Source organism: Flavobacterium sp. NRK F10 (genome assembly GCF_024054235.1).
Taxonomy (GTDB): domain Bacteria; phylum Bacteroidota; class Bacteroidia; order Flavobacteriales; family Flavobacteriaceae; genus Flavobacterium; species Flavobacterium sediminis.
In genome coordinates, this window is record NZ_JAMXLC010000001.1 from 644,052 (window position 1) to 658,774 (window position 14,723).

Here is a 14,723-nt window from a genome sequence, read left to right on the forward strand (position 1 = left end):
TATTACTTTTAAGTAAACCAAACTGAAAACAAAATGAAAAAACCACCAGCATCTTTTTGGATTATCAATGGTATTTTACTACTATGGAATCTCATGGGAGTAAACCAATATTTCCAACAGGCTTTTAGAACAGAAGCTTTTAAAGCCATGTATACTGAAGAACAATTTAATATGATCTGCCATGCTCCGGCTTGGTCAACAGGAGCTTTTGCTCTTGCTGTTTTTGGTGCTACACTAGGTAGTATTGCTATGCTATTGCGTAAAAAATGGGCTAAAACATTATTTACAATCTCATTCATCGCCATAATCATTCAAATGTATTACAACTTTGTTATCATTGATTCTATTGCTGTTTATGGTCCGGGAGCAATGGCAATGCCTGTAATGATCGTTATACTGGCTCTTTTTTCTATTGGCTATGCCAAATATGCAGAAAAGAAAAAGTGGTTATCTTAGAGAAGACAAATAAAAAAGGCTGTTTAAAAAACAGCCTTTTTTATTATTATTTATGGAAAGATATTTTAAACCCTTACAATATTAGCACCTATAGCTCTCAAACGTTCATCGATTCGTTCATAACCTCTATCGATCTGTTCAATATTTTGAATCGTACTGAATCCTTTAGCCGATAGAGCCGCTATCAATAATGAAATCCCTGCCCGTATATCCGGTGAGGTCATGGTCGTTGCTTTTAATTGGGATTGGAAATTATGTCCGATAACTACAGCACGATGCGGATCGCAAAGAATAATTTTGGCTCCCATATCGATCAATTTGTCCACAAAGAACAAACGGCTTTCAAACATTTTTTGATGGATTAAAACTTCTCCTTTTGCCTGAGTAGCAACCACCAGAACAATACTTAACAAGTCCGGAGTAAATCCTGGCCATGGAGCATCTGCAATAGTCAGAATAGATCCGTCGATATCCGTTTTAATCCGGTAACCGTCTTTATGTGCCGGAATGTAAATATCATCCCCTTTTTGTTCAATTGTAATTCCGAGTTTCCCGAATACATTAGGAATCTGACCTAAATTTTCCCAACTAACATTTTTTATCGTGATCTCACTTCTGGTCATTGCTGCCAGTCCGATCCACGACCCTATCTCTATCATATCCGGTAAAATACGATGTTCACAACCCGAAAGCTGCTCTACTCCTTCTATCACTAACAAATTAGAGCCTATTCCGGATATTTTAGCGCCCATGCAAACCAGCATTTTACACAATTGCTGTAAATAAGGCTCACAAGCTGCATTATAAATAGTAGTTGTACCTTCTGCCAAAACGGCTGCCATAACAACATTAGCCGTTCCGGTAACTGAAGCCTCATCCAGTAACATATATGTTCCTTTCAAACGCCCCTCTGATTCAACTCCGTAAAAATGATCTTCTCTGTTATAACGAAACTTAGCTCCCAGATTGATAAACCCTTCAAAATGAGTATCCAAACGTCTTCTTCCGATCTTGTCCCCACCCGGTTTCGGAATATATCCTTTACCGAAACGAGCTAACAACGGTCCTACAATCATAATGGAACCTCTGAGTGCTCCTCCCTCCTTCTTAAAAGCCTCTGTCTCCAGATAATTTACATTTACTTCATCAGCCTGAAAAGTATAACTTCCGTGTCCGATCTTTTGGATTTTTACCCCCAGATTTCCTAACAAGGTTATCAACTTATTGACATCGATGATATCAGGGATGTTAGATATCTTTACTTTTTCAGGAGTCAGCAATACAGCACTTAAAATCTGTAATGCTTCGTTTTTAGCTCCTTGTGGGATAATTTCACCTTTTAGAGGTTTTCCTCCTTCTATTTTAAATGTACCCATAGAGTGCTTTTAGTTTCTTTTATTCTTTTGATTGGTCTTTTTCTTAAACTGATTCTTTTGGTTGGAATTTTTATTCTGGTTGTTGAATTGTGCCTTATTTGAGACTTTTTTATTGACTTTGATCAAACTTTGAGAATTTGACAATTCTTCATTTGAAGTCATCAGATTAATTTTTCCATCTGACAATTCATATAAATGCTGGAAAATCACTTCGTCTTCAACAGTTTCTTTATTCCAACTCAAATACGACTTTTTCATGTGATTAGCGATAACCAAGATCAGAGCGCTTTTCATTTCGCCTTCTTCCCATTTCGTAGCTACGTCGATCATATATTTGATATTGTTTCCGTAAAAACGATATTTCGGGAAGTTTTGCGGATATTTTAAACGGTCCGGTCTTAGGTTCAGTGCTTCCGGAGACGGTATAGGATAAGGCGAGTCTACATCTAATTTAAAATCAGACATAATAAACAACTGATCCCATAACTTATGCTGAAAATCCGGCACGTCACGCAAATGCGGATTCAATGTCCCCATTACCGAGATCACATACTTGGCCGCCTTATTTCGCTCGTCCCTGTCTTTAATTTGCGTAAGTTGGTCAATTAATTTTTGCAAATGTCTGCCATACTCCGGTATAATCAACGGAGAGCGCTGCGAATTGTATTCTAAATAAGAAGATTCTGCTTTTTGTTCCATATTTTAAAGAGAGATAATACCTTCAATATTTGAAACCTCTTTGTATTTTTCAATAACTGCATCAGGGTTTTTCATATGAACACTTACCGAAACACTCGTATATTTCCCTGTTTTTGACTGAGTAGTTGAAATGACTGCTCCCATTCCGTTGAAAGCGCCTTCTATTTCTGCAATTTTATGAGGTTCTGAAGGTACAATAAATTTATATAAATATTCTGTAGGCCAAAGTGATGTATTCGTCAATTCATCTTTTAGTCTTATGTAAAATTCTTCTGTTTTCTTATCCATTCTATCTGGTAATTTACAGCAAATATACTTCTTTCCGACAAGAATTAATAGCGTGAAAACTATAAATTTAACAAAGTTGATTAGATTTTCAAAAAAACTTACTTTTGTATTTTAGAATTGAAGCATGAACAAAGAAATAATTGTTTTAGCAGGAGGACCAAGTTCCGGAAAAACAACTTTAATTAACGCCTTAACCGAAAAAGGATTTATTTGTTATCCGGAAGTTTCACGTGAAGTCATCCGCGAAGCTCAAAAGCAAGGTATCGAACAGCTTTTTCTTGAAAAGCCCTTGCTTTTTAGCGAGCTGTTACTGGAAGGCCGTATCAAACAACATAGAAACGCACAGGAAGAAGAAGAAAATATTGTTTTTCTGGATCGTGGCATCCCTGATGTTTTAGCTTATATGCACTACATCGGTGACTCCTATCCCAGTTTTTTTACTGATGCATGTAAAAATCATATATATACCAAAGTATTTATTTTACCACCCTGGAAAGAAATTTACGAAAGTGATTCGGAACGTTACGAGACCTATGAGCAAGCTGTACTTATACACGAACACTTAGAAGAAACGTATAAAAACTTTGGATACCAACTAATCACTATTCCTAAAGGTGCCATTGACAAACGGGTAAACTTTGTATTAGACCACCTCAATCACAATTTTTAATTTTTTAATGAGTCAAGCGTTACAAATTCTCCGAAAAGTATGGAAACACGATTCCTTCAGAGAACCTCAAGAAGCCATTATACAATCGGTTATTGACGGTAATGATACGTTTGCTCTTTTACCAACCGGAGGCGGAAAATCAGTTTGTTATCAAATTCCGGGCTTACTTTCTGACGGAATTACACTGGTAATTTCACCTTTGATTGCCTTAATGAAGGATCAGGTCGAAAATTTACAGAAAAAAGACATAAAAGCTATCGCACTTTCGGGAGGACTTTCTCAAGACGAAATCATTACACTACTTGACAACTGCCAATTCGGCAACTACAAGTTTCTATACCTTTCACCTGAACGTTTACAGCATGAATGGATCGTTGAGCGATTAAAACAGCTCCCCGTTAATCTGATCGCTATTGACGAGGCTCACTGTATAAGTCAATGGGGACATGACTTCAGACCGGCTTATCTTAAAATCAAGAATTTAAAACAACATTTTCCCAAAGTACCGTTTTTAGTACTAACGGCTTCAGCCACAGAAAGAGTCCAACAAGACATTGTGGAAAATCTGGAATTAGAGCATCCTAAATTTTTCAAAAAATCTTTTTACAGAGAAAATTTAGCATACCATACTATCAAAACAGATGATAAGCTGAGTAAAATAAAGCAAATTTTAACGAAAAATCCTCAGTCCTCTATCATTTACGTTCGCAACCGAAAAAGCTGTCATGAATTAGCCCGTCAAATCCAATATCTAGGTTTTACCGCTACTTTTTTTCACGGCGGCCTACCCGCTAAAGAAAAAGAAAAGAATATGGAATTGTGGATGCAGAACAAAGTGCAGGTCATTGTGGCAACAAATGCTTTCGGTATGGGAATAGACAAACCCGATGTAAAGACAGTGATCCACTACCAATTGCCTGAAAACTTAGAAAATTATTATCAGGAAGCCGGAAGAGCCGGAAGGAATGGCTCAAAATCATTCAGCGTTTTACTGGTAGGCAGTAGTGATACAGAAACGGCTAAAAAACTTTTTGAAGCAGCCCAAATAGACAAATCATTCTTAAAAGACGTTTACAAAAAACTGAACAGTTTTTTCCAGATCGCTTACGGAGAGGGCTTCGGGCAAGAATTCAGTTTCAACCTCAACCAATTTTGTACTCATTATACTTTTCCGATTCTGAAAACATTCAATGCTTTACAATTTTTAGATCGGCAAGGTATCATTACTTTTTTGAATAAAAGCAGTGAAAAAGTAAAGATGTTTTTTTTATTACCCAGTAAAGAGATCATCCGTTATATCAGTCTTCATCGCGATCAGGAAGAGATCATCACCACTATTTTAAGAACATACAGCGGCATCTTTGAAGTAGAGACCGGTATCAACACTACTTTGATAGCAAAAAAAACGAAAACCTCTGAAGCGATTGTTTTAAAGGTGATACACGAACTGGAAAAAGCAGGCTGTGTTTCGCTTCAAGTTCATAATAGTGACGCTATAATAACTTTCAATGAAACAAGAGAAGACGATTTGACCATTAATCCGGTTCTAAAATTTTTAGAACAATACAACGAGGTTAAAAAACAGCAATTTGACAGTGTTTTATACTATGTTTCAGATCAGAAAATCTGCAACAGCAAAAAATTGCTAAATTATTTTGACGAAAAAGAAGTAAACGATTGCGGTATCTGTTCGGTTTGCCTCCAAAAAAAGAAGTCTGAAACTAACATTCCGGTTCTCATTACAGAAATCCATTCTGCATTACTAAAGAAAGCAGCTACTTCAGAAGAATTGGAACAACAACTAAACATAGACAGTTCTTCCTTAATACAGGCTTTGCAATTACTTTTAGACCAAAATTATATCACATTAAATTCTCAAAACCAATATACAATTTTCAAATGGAAAAATTAAGAATTGTCTTTATGGGAACCCCTGACTTTGCTGTCGGGATCCTTGACACTATCTATAATAACAATTACGAAATCGTCGGAGTCATAACCGCCGCTGACAAACCAGCTGGCAGAGGACAAAAATTAAGCGAAAGTGCCGTTAAAAAATATGCTGTTGAAAAAGGCTTACATCTGTTACAACCCACCAACTTAAAATCGGAAGATTTTTTAGCCGAACTTAAAAGTCTTAAGGCTAATCTACAAGTGGTTGTAGCGTTCAGAATGCTACCGGAAGTTGTTTGGCGCATGCCAAAATTGGGTACATTCAACCTTCATGCTTCGCTATTGCCACAATACAGAGGAGCTGCTCCTATTAACTGGGCTATCATAAATGGGGAAACCAAAACCGGTGTAACAACTTTCTTTATTGACGACAAGATTGATACCGGCGCTATGATCCTTCATAAAGAAACCTTTATCGAAAAAAATGAAACGGCAGGAATATTACACGATAGATTAATGGATCTCGGCAGTGAAGCTGTTTTAGAAACACTTAAGCTCATTGAAAACGGTGAGGTACAAACCACCGTTCAGTTAGAAAGCGGAGAGATCAAGACAGCTTACAAGCTAAATAAAGACAACTGTAAGGTAGATTGGAGTAAAAGCGGACAGGAAATATACAATCTGATCAGAGGCTTATGCCCTTATCCGGCAGCTTGGACTTATTTTAACGATGAAAACAACCAATGGAACGTAAAATTATACGATACAACATTCGTTGCAGAATCTCATTCGTTCCCAGTAGGCAAAATTTTAACCACTAAAAAAGAAATGAAAATTGCGGTAAAAGATGGTTTTCTTGAAATTTTTTCATTGCAGTTTCCCGGAAAGAAAAAAATGCAGATCCGGGAACTTTTAAACGGCATTCATTTTTCAGATGAAGCTAACGTTTCTTAAGCCTTATTATCACTGGAATTAGAAGAAATTAGAATTTTACAAATAATGTTATTAACAATTTCCTTGTTTTATCAACATTTTCATATAAAAAACGCATAAACCCTTGTGTAATTCCGTTATACAACTAAATTTGTAACACTTAAATTAAGTTTAACCAATCATAAATAGTATTATTATGAACAAATCAGAATTAATCGATGCAATGGCTGCTTCTGCCGGTATCACTAAAGCAGCTGCTAAATTAGCTTTAGAATCATTTTTAAGCAATGTTGAAGGTACTCTAAAAAAAGGTGGTAGAGTTTCTTTAGTAGGTTTCGGATCTTGGTCGGTTTCTAAAAGAGCTGCCAGAGAAGGTAGAAATCCTCAAACTGGTAAAACAATTAAAATCGCTGCTAAAAACGTTGTGAAATTCAAAGCTGGTGCTGAGCTTGACAACGCAGTAAACTAATAAAATTTTTACTCAAAAAATATTAAATCCTGCAATTCGCAGGATTTTTTTTACCCGTTCTCCTTTTTTTCTTGATTTTTTAATAAAATTTTAATAGCTTTAAGAAAAAAATCAAAGCTATGATATCAGTTTTACCCAAAAAAGGTCATTTGCTGATAGCAGAACCTTCAACATTAGGAGACATTTCTTTTAATCGCTCCATCATCTTATTAGCTGAACACAACGAGGAAGGTTCAGTAGGGTTTATCATTAATAAACCTTTGGACTATACTATCCACGATTTGGTACCTGAAATCAAGGCTAATTTTTCCGTTTACAATGGCGGTCCCGTTGAACAGGATAATTTGTATTTCATTCACAACATTCCTGATATCATTCCAAACAGTGTGGAAATAGCTAATGGCATTTATTGGGGTGGCGACTTTAACGTTACACTTGACCTTATTAACGAAGGGAAAATAACCAAAAAGAATATTCGTTTCTTTTTAGGGTATAGTGGCTGGGAGGCTCATCAATTGGAAAATGAACTGAAAGAGAACGCCTGGATTGTTACAGAGAATAATTTAAAGGCAAAACTTTTAGCCAAACCTGTACAACAGTTCTGGAAAGAGAAAATGAAAGAGCAGGGTGGCGAATATATTTTGTTTTCCAACGCTCCTTCTGACCCTATGCTAAATTAAGTACTGTATTTAATTGCGCTACCATTTCTTTTGCCAAGTGCAGTTGAAATGACTTCTTTTTGTATTTTGTAACAGGCTGTATTCCCTTGATAACATTGGTCAAAAAGATCTCGTCTGCTTTTTGCAGATCGAATGGTGAAATCGATTTTTCTTCAACAGAGATATTTGGCATTGCCGAAGCTATTTCTAAGATCTTTTTACGCATAATTCCGTTCAGACAACCATCTGAAACCGGTGGTGTTACTAAAGTATTCCCCATTAACATAAAAATATTCGATTGTAAAGCTTCAATAACATTTTTCTCACTATTCAACAGGAAGCAATTATCATAGCCATTCTCTTGAGCAAAAACACTTCCTGCTATATGAAGCATTTTATTATTGGTCTTTAACGTTGAGAACAATTGCTTAGTCACATAAGCATCCTTATAGATTTCCATTTCATAGGCAGCCTGTTCATTGATTTGGTATGCCACCTGATCGTTTTCGCTGGCAGTAACAATGAACTGTACTTCATTTGAAACTGGCAAATACAATCCGTCACCTACTCTAAAAACAGTGAAACGCGCTCTGTAAGCTTTACTTTGCGGCAAGGACTCTGTTAATTTTATAATTTCATCTTCAAAAAACTCTAGCGTAAAACGCATAGGAATTTCCATTCTGCAAATTCGCATGGATGCCATTAATCTAAAGTAGTGATCTTCCGCAAACAACACTTTTCCTTCTACTACTTTTACTGTTTCAAATATGCTGTCTCCAAATAAGAATCCTCTGTTATTCTCTATTGTGATACCGCTTGTTTCCTGAATATTTCCATTAAAATTAACCATAAAAAATCCCGACTTAAAAATCGGGACAAATATAATCTTTATAATTGTAAATGGAAACCTAGTTGGATCCCAAAACGTGTTTTAAATCTGATATTTGATTTTCCCACAACAATCGAGCTTCATCTAACTCCTCTTCCTCTGCAAAATCTATAATCAGTATCGAAACATCTTTGGTTATCTCATCTTCTAAAATTTTCATTTCAAAGAAGTATTCGGTTTCTACTCCGTCTTCATCGAGCCAACGGAAACGAACGCGTTCTCCGGAACGTTTCGAAATAAGTTTAGCTTTCTCTTCGGAGTCATCCCAAATAAAGGTAAACAATTCTCCTCTTGAGTTAACATTATCGGCAAACCACTCAGATAAACCGGAAGGTGTTGAAATATATTGATATAGTAATGATGGGGATACGTGTATGGGGAATTCTAATTCATATTTTACTTTTACTTCCATCTTTTATTTATTTTTAGATTGGAAATATATAGAGAAATATTTGAAAAAGCAAAAAGAAAAAAAGCTCTAATTTTTTATCATAATAAATTTGGACTGTTTAGAATTTGTTTTATATTTGCACCCGCATTGAGAGATGCAAGACCAACAAAAATGGCGAGGTAGCTCAGTTGGTTAGAGCGCAGGATTCATAACCCTGAGGTCACGGGTTCAACTCCCGTCTTCGCTACTAAAAGCAAACCCTAACTAATCAAACAGTTAGGGTTTTTTTATTGCTTTTAATTTTACTAATTTCTTTATACCTCAAAGTTAAGGAGTGAGGGATCGAAGTGAGGAAATTTCATTTAAGTACCGAAAATTTTTATCTCTAATGCTCCTTTTTCTACCACAAATCTCATAGAAAGGAAAAATCAGTATAACAAATAACCCGTTTTGTAACAAAAAATATTATATAAATGTATTTTATTTGATATATCAATTATATTTGTATCAAACATTTGATATGAAAATTCCATCTAAGACAGTATTTTATACTATTGAAAAGACTATAAAAAGTTATAGAAGGTTCTCAAAACAAAATTTTTCTAAAGTAATTAATGACATCACCATTGACCAAAAACTAATCTTACAATATCTTAATGATTTTCCTGAATTAACCCAAAAAGAGATAGCGGAATTGGTTTTTAAAGACAATGCATCATTAACCCGCATGATTGATTTAATGGTCAATAAAAGATTCATAAAAAGATCAATGAATACTAAAGACCGTAGAAGGTATAAAATAGAGATCACCGCTAAAGGAAAAGAAGTTTTAAGCAAATTGGAACCTGTTATTGTAGACAATAGAAAAAAAGCATTTGCAGGAATTACAGAGGAAGAATTAATTCAGCTTGACATAACACTAAATAAAATCTTATCAAACTTAAATAAAACATGAAACACTATAAAATACTATTAATCCTATTATTATTCACTTCACTTTTATATTGCTATACCTGTGAAGCACAGACATATCCTGACCAAACTTGGTCAAGAGACGAAGATCCGTCGTTAAACGGGTGGGATAATACAGAACGCTCTATTTTTACTCGTTATATCATTGACAGCACAAATATTACGGGATTGGTCATTGTTCACAAAGGTCAAATTGTTTTAGAATATGGTGATATACAAGAAAACAGCTATATAGCCTCCTGTAGAAAAAGTATTCTTGCTATATTGTTTGGAAAATATATTGAAAGTGGCATTATAAACCTTGACAAAACGTTAGGAGAATTAAACATCAACGATGTGTCCGAACTTCTTCCGATAGAAAATACAGCCAAAATAAGGGATTTAATTGCTGCTCGATCCGGAATATACTTAAACGGATCAAACGGCGGAGATTTTCGCAGGTATGCACCGGAAAGAGGTTCTGTAAAACCTGGTACGCATTGGCTATACAGTAATTGGGACTTTAATGTTGCAGGATATATTTTTGAACAAGAAACCAATCGTAGCATTTATGACGAAATAGAATCTCAACTTGCCATACCTCTGCAAATGCAGGATTGGGACAAATCGCTTCAACAAAAAAGCGGCAACTACAAGGTATCTAAGTTCCCAGCTTACCATATGTGGTTTTCAACCAGAGATATGGCGCGTATTGGTTTACTCATGCTGAGAAAGGGCAAATGGAACGAGGAACAAATCATCCCGGAATATTGGGTAAATGAAATAATTAAAGAGCGTACTTCTTACATTGAAGCTCAAAAAAGCGTGCCTTTACTAAAAGAAGACGGACTAGATTTAGGCTATGGTTATATGTGGTGGTTAATTGAAAACACAGACGATTACAGACTTAATCATGCCTATTCTGCTCAAGGAGCATTAGGACAAAATATTACAGTTTACCCGGAAATAGATGTTGTTTTAGCTTTTAAAACTAAAAGTGATTACAGAAGAAGAAATTCCATTCAAACTCAAATGAAAATCATAAAAAAAGCAGTTGAGATTTATAATCCCGACTAAGCTGTAATAAATAAAGAAAATGAACAAAACAAAAATTTAAAAAATGAATACGCACTTACGATATACCCTGATCTTAATATGCTTTATTTTAGGTAAATTAAATGTTAATGCACAGATCCATGAAAATCAGCAATTCTTGAAGGAAATCGGAATTATTGATAGCCTGTATTCCCACACTCTTAAAGAGTTTAGAGAGATCTACATAGAACTACCTGAAAATTATGACCCGAAAAATAATAAGAAATATCCCGTAGCATATATTTTAGACGGAGAAAAACTACTCCCTACTGTTAGTGTTGTACAAAGTTTTTATAGTGGAGGCTATACGCCCGAAATGGTCCTTATTGGAATTTCAAACAGTAAGAATAGAACCCGAGATTTAACCCCTACTAAGATTGACACAAAATATGGAATGCCTTTTACTGAAAAAAACGGAGAGGCCGATAAGTTCTATAAATTTATCGAAGATGAGTTGGTTCCTTTTGTTGAAAAGAAATATTCTGTCACTAATTACAGAACATTAATAGGCCATTCATATGGCGGTCTTTTTACCATTTACACACTTATTAATCATCCTCAACTATTTGCAAATTATTTAGCTATTGATCCAAGTTTAGATTGGGACAATCAAAAATTATTGAATCATGCCAAAGACATTTTTCCAAACAATAGTTTAAAAGGAAAGTCGCTATATATGACTTTAAACGGACAATTACACATGATGAACTCAAAAGTGACCATAGATAATGTAATGCAGGACACAACAGACTTTACCTTGTTTAGTCGTTCCAATATAGAATTTTCGAATTTAGTTAATCAAAATAATAAAAACGAATTAGCTTATGAATGGAAATTTTACCCCGGAGATATACATGGTACAATCTCTTTCCCTTCTATCATGGACGGTTTAATATCACTTTTTAAATGGTATCAAATGGAAGACACTGATAAAATAAACTCATTTGATACCCCAAAAGAAGAATTATTCAAAATTATAAAAAACAGAGAAAATAAGCTCAAATACCATTTCGGATATTCAGAACCACCATACCCGGAAGAACTTTTAAATATGTCAGGCTATATGAACATGGATATGGGACAACCCGAAAAAGCAAAAATGTACTTTGAACTTGCCATTAAATATTATCCTGAAAGTGCTAACACCTATGATTCTATGTCTGAATTTTACGAAAGAATGAATGACTTTGACAATGCTTTAACATTTACGATTAAAGCTTATGAGAAAAAACCTAATGACTACTATAAACAAAGAATACTGACATTAAAGAAAAAACAACAAGAACAGACAACAACTAAATAAATGTTTGAACCGGTAATAAGAGCACCCTTATTCTCATATAGCATAAAAGACCATGAACAAACATCTTCCTTTCAGGAGTTTTGAAGAGAGCTTAAAATAAAGAACTTTATAAAATTGACCAGACGCTCATCCGGAATACTCAAATGACCCTCGAAAAAAACCATATTAAAAGAAATAGACATGGCTGGCAATCATCACGAAAATTGGATTACAAAACTAATTTAAAATTAAAGATGAGATTGATATTTATACTCTTTTTAGTAACAACTATTTCTTGTACTGACAAGAATAAACCAAAAAAAGGCACAACAAGCGACCATAAATCGGAAAACTTAGCTGCTGTTTTAGATACTATATGGAGAACAGAACAAGATCCTATTCGATTGAGAGATTCAATTGGGAGAATTTATGGATTTGATTCAAAGGAATTTGTAAAACAAAATACTATATATCATAAAAATCATGACTTCAATGAAAGAAAGATTCGAGAAATCCTGGATACCCAAGGATGGCCGGATCGGTCTCTTATAGGAAAACAAGGAAATTTAACCCTCTGTAATGTACTTCAACATAGCAGTACGGAAACCAGAATAAAGTATCTCCCCTTGATGCGTCAAGCTGTAAAAAATAACCAATTAAGCCCATGGCTGTTAGCAAGAACAGAAGATCGAATTGCTACTGACAAAGGCGAGTTTCAAATCTATGGCGGACAAATGAAATATTACCCTGAAACGAAAAGCTTTAATGTATGGCCAATATTTGACCCTGTAAATGTAGATAAAAGAAGAGCTGAAATCGGATTAGAACCAATCTCGGAATATCTGAAAAACAGATTTGATTTTGAGTGGAATTTAGAAGAACAAATACTTAGGTCTGAAAAATTTGAAAAAGAAAGACAGTCAAAAAAACAATAACGAAATACAAACGAAAGAGCCTATTGATTGTAGGATTGAAAACTGAAGAAAACAAAACTCATAAAATTTGAGATGGAATAGATGCTCATTGGTCTAAAGATACTAAAGTTGAATGTGTTCCGACATTAAATAAACTTACTACAGCAGCTCTTTTTATACAAAACCTAAAAAAGCAATGAATAACCTTTTAAAATACATTCAAAACTTAATGCCTTTCTCCAATGAAACAGAATGAGACACGGGACTCCGCTGCCGAAAGATCGGAAATTAAATAAACAATGTAGCAGACTTACTTCCCAACTCGCAAGAATGTAACTATATTCAAGTATAGGCTTTCATTATATATAAAGCTGACGTATTCTAAAAGAATACTTTTCTATGAACTAAATTCCTTGTAAATTTGTTTACTCAACAAGCGAAATAAAATTATAATAACCGAAATCTGCTTTAGTTAAAAACACCTGATCCTTTTTAGTTTGATCGTAAAATTAAAAGAGGGAATTTCAATAATAAAAAAAAACAGTTCAAATGAACTGTTTCTTTCTAAAGCTAATTTAGCAAATGCCAATTATTGGTTAAGTTAATATAGTAATTTTACGCTTTATTTTTATTTTTTTAATCCTTTACCCCTACACTATGCAAATGTGCCCCCTTCACAAAACAACACTTCCATTTTTTACGGCTGTGTCTCTATCCTTATCCATTAACACGACATTTCTTATCACCAAAGCACAACTATTTAATCTCTTTTCTGAAGAAATTATCAATTATTAATTATTTTTTTGTATTTTGATTGTACAAGTTTACAGATTTTTTCTTAAACAAACAAGAAATTTTACAAAAAAAGAAGATTTTTTCTTAGTGTAAATTTTCAATTATTAGTAATTATTTGATAATCAATATATTGTATTTTTGATGACTAATCATATTCCAGAAAATATTTCTTATTTAGTCAACCGAATGAATTGTTCTCAAAATGAATTTGGTGCAATGTTTGGCTTAAACAACGGTGCGATCAACTCCTACGTTGTCAAAAAAGCATTACCTAAAATTGAAACTATTCAAAAGATTTGTACCTATTTTGAAATCAGTATTGACGATTTCATTAATAAACCCATGGGAGAAATGTTTCCTAAAAACGTGGTTCAGGAACCGAAAGACGATTACAAAAGAGAAAGTGAGATCATTGAATTACTGAAACAATCTTTACAGGATAAAGATAAGATCATAGCAAGTTTAGAAAGAGAACTTGCCGCCTACAGAAGTAATTCTAAATAACTACAGAATTTAAGTATACACCACTAAAAGAAAGGAAATTCATTTTTTCATGTTCTTTTTTTGTATTAATCATTTTTTAAATTAGATTTGTTACAACTAAATACAAAAAATTATGAAAAAAATACTATTACTTTTTGTTTTGTTTCTTGGGTTTTCAATAAATGCCTCTGCTCAGGAAATCAACATAGAAAAAGGACTTAACCGAACTGAAATGCTTAAAGGTGTAGAAGAAGTTGCTACCTTTTTAAAAATTGATGCTAACCTTAAAAACGCATTTACTCAATTGGTCGACATGCGATTAGAAGCATTATCTAATGCAGCTACTGCCGAAGAAAAAAAGAAAATAAACGAAAAATTCAACCACAAAGTTTTATCAGGACTTACTGAAGCACAAAGAGTTCAGCTAAAAAATAATAAAGCAATGTATAAAAAAGTAATTGTTGAATAATCACAATATCA

General features: G+C 34.1%; 17 protein-coding genes and 1 tRNA gene. 13 read left to right on the forward strand and 5 right to left on the reverse strand.

The genetic code is table 11. From position 1 onward, the window contains the following. Positions 1-33 precede the first annotated feature (33 nt). Complete coding sequence (locus NHF50_RS03020; RefSeq protein ID WP_109568279.1) at positions 34-456, forward strand: hypothetical protein; 423 nt, start codon at positions 34-36, stop codon at positions 454-456. 65 nt (positions 457-521) lie between these two features. Here the strand turns inward: NHF50_RS03020 and murA are convergent, their stop codons facing one another. The 3 genes from murA to NHF50_RS03035 are packed head-to-tail and all read right to left on the reverse strand — an operon-like array spanning position 522 to position 2,819. Then, on the reverse strand, positions 522-1,832 hold the full coding sequence (murA, locus tag NHF50_RS03025) for a UDP-N-acetylglucosamine 1-carboxyvinyltransferase (RefSeq protein ID WP_252775015.1): 1,311 nt from the start codon (positions 1,830-1,832) through the stop codon (positions 522-524). 9 nt (positions 1,833-1,841) lie between these two features. Further along, positions 1,842-2,531, reverse strand: coding sequence for a DUF4290 domain-containing protein (locus NHF50_RS03030; protein ID WP_252775016.1), 690 nt, complete (start codon positions 2,529-2,531; stop codon positions 1,842-1,844). Positions 2,532-2,534: 3 nt separating this feature from the next. Further along, a complete protein-coding gene (locus NHF50_RS03035; RefSeq protein ID WP_109568282.1) occupies positions 2,535-2,819 on the reverse strand; it encodes a DUF493 family protein in 285 nt (94 codons plus the stop codon). A gap of 124 nt (positions 2,820-2,943) precedes the next feature. Between NHF50_RS03035 and NHF50_RS03040 the strand changes: the two genes are divergently transcribed. From NHF50_RS03040 to NHF50_RS03060, 5 genes are all read left to right on the forward strand, one after another. After that, positions 2,944-3,489 carry an AAA family ATPase gene (locus NHF50_RS03040; RefSeq protein WP_109568283.1) on the forward strand — a complete coding sequence of 182 codons (546 nt, stop codon included), beginning with the start codon at positions 2,944-2,946 and terminating at the stop codon, positions 3,487-3,489. A gap of 7 nt (positions 3,490-3,496) precedes the next feature. Further along, positions 3,497-5,401, forward strand: a complete 1,905-nt coding sequence (locus tag NHF50_RS03045; protein ID WP_252775017.1) for an ATP-dependent DNA helicase RecQ — start codon at positions 3,497-3,499, stop codon at positions 5,399-5,401. Continuing rightward, positions 5,389-6,336 carry a methionyl-tRNA formyltransferase gene (fmt, locus tag NHF50_RS03050; RefSeq protein WP_252775018.1) on the forward strand — a complete coding sequence of 316 codons (948 nt, stop codon included), beginning with the start codon at positions 5,389-5,391 and terminating at the stop codon, positions 6,334-6,336. Before NHF50_RS03045 ends, fmt begins: the two co-directional genes overlap by 13 nt. 175 nt (positions 6,337-6,511) lie before the next feature. Beyond that, positions 6,512-6,784 carry an HU family DNA-binding protein gene (locus tag NHF50_RS03055; RefSeq protein ID WP_109568285.1) on the forward strand — a complete coding sequence of 91 codons (273 nt, stop codon included), beginning with the start codon at positions 6,512-6,514 and terminating at the stop codon, positions 6,782-6,784. 119 nt (positions 6,785-6,903) lie between these two features. Beyond that, complete coding sequence (locus tag NHF50_RS03060) at positions 6,904-7,464, forward strand: YqgE/AlgH family protein (protein ID WP_109568286.1); 561 nt, start codon at positions 6,904-6,906, stop codon at positions 7,462-7,464. On the opposite strand, the gene NHF50_RS03065 is transcribed toward NHF50_RS03060, so the two are convergent. Continuing rightward, positions 7,451-8,293 (reverse strand): aminotransferase class IV, encoded by an 843-nt coding sequence (locus NHF50_RS03065; RefSeq protein ID WP_252775019.1) that lies wholly within the window; start codon positions 8,291-8,293, stop codon positions 7,451-7,453. The two genes, NHF50_RS03060 and NHF50_RS03065, sit on opposite strands and share 14 nt — an antisense overlap. 58 nt (positions 8,294-8,351) lie before the next feature. Beyond that, a complete protein-coding gene (locus NHF50_RS03070; RefSeq protein ID WP_109568288.1) occupies positions 8,352-8,744 on the reverse strand; it encodes an START-like domain-containing protein in 393 nt (130 codons plus the stop codon). A 152-nt stretch (positions 8,745-8,896) separates the two neighbouring features. Between NHF50_RS03070 and NHF50_RS03075 the strand changes: the two genes are divergently transcribed. From NHF50_RS03075 to NHF50_RS03105, 7 genes are all read left to right on the forward strand, one after another. Beyond that, positions 8,897-8,970: transfer RNA gene (locus tag NHF50_RS03075), tRNA-Met, on the forward strand. Between the two features lie 273 nt (positions 8,971-9,243). Next, positions 9,244-9,678, forward strand: coding sequence for a MarR family winged helix-turn-helix transcriptional regulator (locus tag NHF50_RS03080; RefSeq protein ID WP_252775020.1), 435 nt, complete (start codon positions 9,244-9,246; stop codon positions 9,676-9,678). Beyond that, positions 9,675-10,751 carry a serine hydrolase gene (locus tag NHF50_RS03085; RefSeq protein ID WP_252775021.1) on the forward strand — a complete coding sequence of 359 codons (1,077 nt, stop codon included), beginning with the start codon at positions 9,675-9,677 and terminating at the stop codon, positions 10,749-10,751. The genes NHF50_RS03080 and NHF50_RS03085 overlap by 4 nt, the downstream gene beginning before the upstream one ends. 43 nt (positions 10,752-10,794) lie before the next feature. Then, positions 10,795-12,072, forward strand: coding sequence for an alpha/beta hydrolase-fold protein (locus NHF50_RS03090; RefSeq protein ID WP_252775022.1), 1,278 nt, complete (start codon positions 10,795-10,797; stop codon positions 12,070-12,072). Positions 12,073-12,215: 143 nt separating this feature from the next. Further along, the gene (locus NHF50_RS03095) at positions 12,216-12,986 is read left to right on the forward strand and encodes a DUF6624 domain-containing protein (RefSeq protein WP_252775023.1); all 771 of its coding nucleotides are present in this window, start codon (positions 12,216-12,218) and stop codon (positions 12,984-12,986) included. Positions 12,987-13,901: 915 nt separating this feature from the next. Then, on the forward strand, positions 13,902-14,264 hold the full coding sequence (locus NHF50_RS03100) for a helix-turn-helix domain-containing protein (protein ID WP_109568302.1): 363 nt from the start codon (positions 13,902-13,904) through the stop codon (positions 14,262-14,264). A 112-nt stretch (positions 14,265-14,376) separates the two neighbouring features. Then, a complete protein-coding gene (locus NHF50_RS03105) occupies positions 14,377-14,712 on the forward strand; it encodes a hypothetical protein (RefSeq protein ID WP_252775024.1) in 336 nt (111 codons plus the stop codon). Positions 14,713-14,723: the final 11 nt, after the last annotated feature.

Bases quoted from the DNA above. Each gene is read 5' to 3' on its own strand.
- NHF50_RS03060 (WP_109568286.1), top strand. From the start codon at position 6,904: ATGATATCAGTTTTACCCAAAAAAGGTCATTTGCTGATAGCAGAACCT.
- NHF50_RS03085 (WP_252775021.1), top strand. From the start codon at position 9,675: ATGAAACACTATAAAATACTATTAATCCTATTATTATTCACTTCACTT.
- fmt (WP_252775018.1), top strand. From the start codon at position 5,389: ATGGAAAAATTAAGAATTGTCTTTATGGGAACCCCTGACTTTGCTGTC.
- NHF50_RS03045 (WP_252775017.1), top strand. From the start codon at position 3,497: ATGAGTCAAGCGTTACAAATTCTCCGAAAAGTATGGAAACACGATTCC.
- NHF50_RS03035 (WP_109568282.1), bottom strand. From the start codon at position 2,819: ATGGATAAGAAAACAGAAGAATTTTACATAAGACTAAAAGATGAATTG.
- NHF50_RS03095 (WP_252775023.1), top strand. From the start codon at position 12,216: ATGACCCTCGAAAAAAACCATATTAAAAGAAATAGACATGGCTGGCAA.
- NHF50_RS03070 (WP_109568288.1), bottom strand. From the start codon at position 8,744: ATGGAAGTAAAAGTAAAATATGAATTAGAATTCCCCATACACGTATCC.
- NHF50_RS03030 (WP_252775016.1), bottom strand. From the start codon at position 2,531: ATGGAACAAAAAGCAGAATCTTCTTATTTAGAATACAATTCGCAGCGC.
- NHF50_RS03090 (WP_252775022.1), top strand. From the start codon at position 10,795: ATGAATACGCACTTACGATATACCCTGATCTTAATATGCTTTATTTTA.
- murA (WP_252775015.1), bottom strand. From the start codon at position 1,832: ATGGGTACATTTAAAATAGAAGGAGGAAAACCTCTAAAAGGTGAAATT.
- NHF50_RS03080 (WP_252775020.1), top strand. From the start codon at position 9,244: ATGAAAATTCCATCTAAGACAGTATTTTATACTATTGAAAAGACTATA.
- NHF50_RS03065 (WP_252775019.1), bottom strand. From the start codon at position 8,293: ATGGTTAATTTTAATGGAAATATTCAGGAAACAAGCGGTATCACAATA.
- NHF50_RS03020 (WP_109568279.1), top strand. From the start codon at position 34: ATGAAAAAACCACCAGCATCTTTTTGGATTATCAATGGTATTTTACTA.
- NHF50_RS03055 (WP_109568285.1), top strand. From the start codon at position 6,512: ATGAACAAATCAGAATTAATCGATGCAATGGCTGCTTCTGCCGGTATC.
- NHF50_RS03100 (WP_109568302.1), top strand. From the start codon at position 13,902: ATGACTAATCATATTCCAGAAAATATTTCTTATTTAGTCAACCGAATG.
- NHF50_RS03040 (WP_109568283.1), top strand. From the start codon at position 2,944: ATGAACAAAGAAATAATTGTTTTAGCAGGAGGACCAAGTTCCGGAAAA.
- NHF50_RS03105 (WP_252775024.1), top strand. From the start codon at position 14,377: ATGAAAAAAATACTATTACTTTTTGTTTTGTTTCTTGGGTTTTCAATA.